We start from the raw sequence: 3,648 nt of genomic DNA, 5'->3' as shown, positions 1-3,648 counted from the left end.
ATGCAATGAGGAATTTACAATACAATGAATTGAAGCTTATTTAGTTTTATATTCGTATAAATGAATTAAGAATTTCTTAAGAACCTATTAAGAAATAAGTGAGTTTTAGGAACTAGAATAAATGTATCTTAACAGTAATAAGAAAATGAATGTTTTAAACGGAAGTTGGCAGAGTATGTTAAAAAGCTATAAGTAAATATTTCAGGAGGTTTTTTATGAAAAAGAAAATAATTATTGCAATTGTTGCTTCTGCTATAACAATGACTCATTTTGTAGGAAATACTTATGCAGATTCGAAAACAGAGGTTTCTGTTACAGCTCCCTATAATACAAATCAAATAACGAAATGGTTAGAAGCACATGCAAAGCCTTTAAAAACAACTAATCCAACTGCATCTCTTAATGATTTGAAACCACTTAAGGATATGGTAGGTTCAGCTTCAATTGTAGGTTTAGGTGAAGCTACGCATGGGGCTCATGAAGTTTTTACGATGAAACACCGCATTGTTAAGTATTTAGTATCTGAAAGGGGCTTTACCAATCTAGTTTTAGAAGAGGGATGGGACAGGGCCTTGGAACTTGATCGATATGTTCTTACTGGTAAGGGAAACCCAAGCCAACACCTAACACCTGTATTTAAGACGAAAGAAATGCTAGATTTACTTGATTGGATTCGGCAATATAATGCTAATCCAAAACATAAATCGAAAGTACGTGTCATCGGGATGGACATTCAATCAGTAAACGAAAATGTTTATAATAATATAATAGAATATATTAAAGCGAACAATTCAAAACTGTTGCCTAGAGTAGAAGAGAAGATAAAAGGGCTTATTCCTGTAACAAAGGATATGAATACTTTTGAAAGCCTTACGAAAGAAGAAAAAGAAAAGTATGTTTTAGATGCTAAACAAATTAGTGCTTTATTAGAGGAAAATAAAAGTCATTTAAATGGGAAATCTAAAGAGTTCGTATGGATAAAGCAAAATGCTCGTATTATTGAACAGTTTACTACAATGTTAGCGACACCTCCTGATAAACCAGCGGATTTTTATTTGAAACATGATATTGCAATGTATGAAAATGCGAAGTGGACTGAAGAACATTTAGGAAAAACCATTGTATGGGGACATAATGGACACGTTTCGAAAACAAATATGCTTTCTTTTATATACCCTAAAGTAGCAGGGCAGCATTTAGCAGAATATTACGGAAAACGGTACGTATCTATTGGAACGTCAGTTTATGAAGGACAATACAATGTGAAGAATAGCAATGGTGAATTTGGCCCCTATGGAACATTAAAATCGGATGATCCAAACAGTTATAACTACATTTTTGGACAGGTCAAAAAAGATCAATTTTTTATTGATTTACGTAAGGCGAACGGTGTGACAAAAACTTGGTTAAACGAACAACAGCCAATTTTCGCTGGAATAACTACCGAAGGGCCTGATATACCAAAAACTGTTGATATATCATTAGGTAAAGCGTTTGATATACTTGTTCAAATTCAAAAAGTGAGTCCATCTCAAGTACATCAATAAATTTAGAATCATGTGCCTTAATGACAAATTTCATATAACACAATGAAATTTGTTTTATATAGCAAGAAGAATAATCGCATTAGAAAAAATCAGCAGTTTAACCTGTTAAGAGTAAAACGAATCTTACAATATGTAAAGCGCAAAAACACTGAAGCGAAAAGCATTGGTGTTTTTTGCGCTTTCGGGCACAGATACTACTTCAGTCCTATTGTAGAAGTGATTTTGTATGTAAGGAATTTGTAAGGAATAGGTAAGAAAAAAGAGATTTTCATTGTGTAGGATAAAAATATAAGGAGGCATGAAGGGGGGAACAAGTACGGCCTACATATAAAACAAATAATCAGTAACAAGAGTGTTTTAAGGAAAAGAAGTAATTTCTATGGTTAATATGTATGTGGAAAAAGAGTGATTTAGAGATTGTTAGAACACAATGGTGTTTGTGAAAATAATGATTAGTACGTTGATTGCAAATTCAGTGTTGACTTTTATCATTGGGAGAGTTGATAGCTATGTGGTTAGTATATGAGACAGCTATCAGCCATCAATACAATTTAAATAGAAGAGAGGAATTCTTTATGAAAACACGCAGTAAAATTACATGTGCAAGTCTAGCACTTTTAATAGGTGGAAGTTCCCTGTTATACATAACACCAACATTAATTGTAAAAGCAGAACCTACGCAAAATGTATCTAGTTCGTTACAAACAAGTACGCAAAGCGATCGTACTTCCGTTAAGAAAGCAATGCGAGATGAACTGCAACTTGGATACCCAGGAATACTCGCTAAAATTTCTAAGGGGGGTAAAACTTGGAGTTATACAGCTGGGGTAGCGGATCTGAAAACTAAGAAACCAATGAAAGCAGATTTTCGCTTTCGCATTGGCAGTGTGACGAAAACGTTCATTGCAACAGTTCTACTTCAATTATCTGGAGAGAACCGTTTGAATCTAGACGACTCCATTGAAAAATGGTTACCTGGTGTTATTCAAGGAAACGGATATGATGGTAACCAGATTACGATCCGGCAAATATTGAATCATACAAGTGGTATTGCTGACTATATAAATTCAAAAGACTTTGATATTACGGATATAAAAAAATCGTATACGGCTGAAGAATTTGTAAAGATGGGGATTTCACTTCCCCCAGACTTTGCCCCAGGAAAGGGTTGGTCTTATTCAAATACAGGATATGTAATACTAGGAATCCTTATTGAAAAAGTAACAGGAAACAGCTATGCGGAAGAGGTTGAAAATCGGATTATTGAACCGCTTGATTTGTCAAATACATTTCTACCTGGTAATTCAAGCGTGATTCCAGGCACCAAGCATGCCCGTGGCTATTTGCAACTAGACGGAGCGAGTGAGCTAAAAGATGTTACTTATATTAACCCAGGTAGCTCGGATGGAGATATGATTTCTACTGCTGACGACTTAAACAAATTCTTCTCTTGCTTACTAGGTGGCAAATTACTGAAGGAACAGCAGTTAAAACAAATGCTTACTACAGTTCCTACAAATAGAGAGGGAACCGGATATGGTCTTGGAATACTTGAAATTAAGCTTCCGAACGGTGTCTCGGTATGGGGACACAGGGGGGCCGTTCCAGGGTTTTCCACTTTTGCTGGTGGAACGCTTGGAGGTAAACATACACTCGCTATCAATTCGAACAGTTTAAACCTTAATAATCCAGAAGTTTTTAAAAACATTTTACTTGCTGAATTTAGCAAGTAGGAAAAACGGATAAATTTTGTCATTTGTAATTTCCATCGGAATGGATTACCGCTTGAAAGAGTATAGAGGGATTAAGTATCTATAATTGTGTAGGAGCAGTATTTGCAAAATTAGAAATTGAACTAAATTTAACCATCAAAGATAATATTAGCGGGAAAAATTTGAGGGACATTAAGGATTTTGTGAAGAGGACTTCAAAAATGAAATAACATTGTAATAACTTTCTATTATTAATTGAAAGTTATTACCCTATAAATTCAGTCATTTATTATATAACTGAGTGCATAAAAAATGAACCGAATTCTAATAAATAACGTAAAAGCTAAAAGAGTTTCGCTTTGGGAACATCTCAAAATAGTGAACATACC

General features: G+C 34.4%; 2 protein-coding genes. Both read left to right on the top strand.

Going from position 1 to position 3,648, the window contains the following annotated elements; genetic code table 11:
• Positions 1-215 precede the first annotated feature (215 nt).
• Positions 216-1,547 carry an erythromycin esterase family protein gene (locus ABWK52_RS06780; protein ID WP_069605259.1) on the top strand — a complete coding sequence of 444 codons (1,332 nt, stop codon included), beginning with the start codon at positions 216-218 and terminating at the stop codon, positions 1,545-1,547.
• Between the two features lie 575 nt (positions 1,548-2,122).
• Positions 2,123-3,280: a serine hydrolase domain-containing protein gene (locus ABWK52_RS06775; RefSeq protein ID WP_002103315.1), complete on the top strand. Its 1,158-nt coding sequence runs from the start codon at positions 2,123-2,125 to the stop codon at positions 3,278-3,280.
• The last annotated feature ends 368 nt before the right edge of the window (positions 3,281-3,648 follow it).

It is taken from the genome of Bacillus sp. AP50, from assembly GCF_040492675.1.
GTDB lineage: Bacteria > Bacillota > Bacilli > Bacillales > Bacillaceae_G > Bacillus_A > Bacillus_A cereus.
The sequence above is the reverse complement of the archived record's forward strand: the minus strand, read 5'-3'. Positions and strand labels throughout refer to the sequence as shown.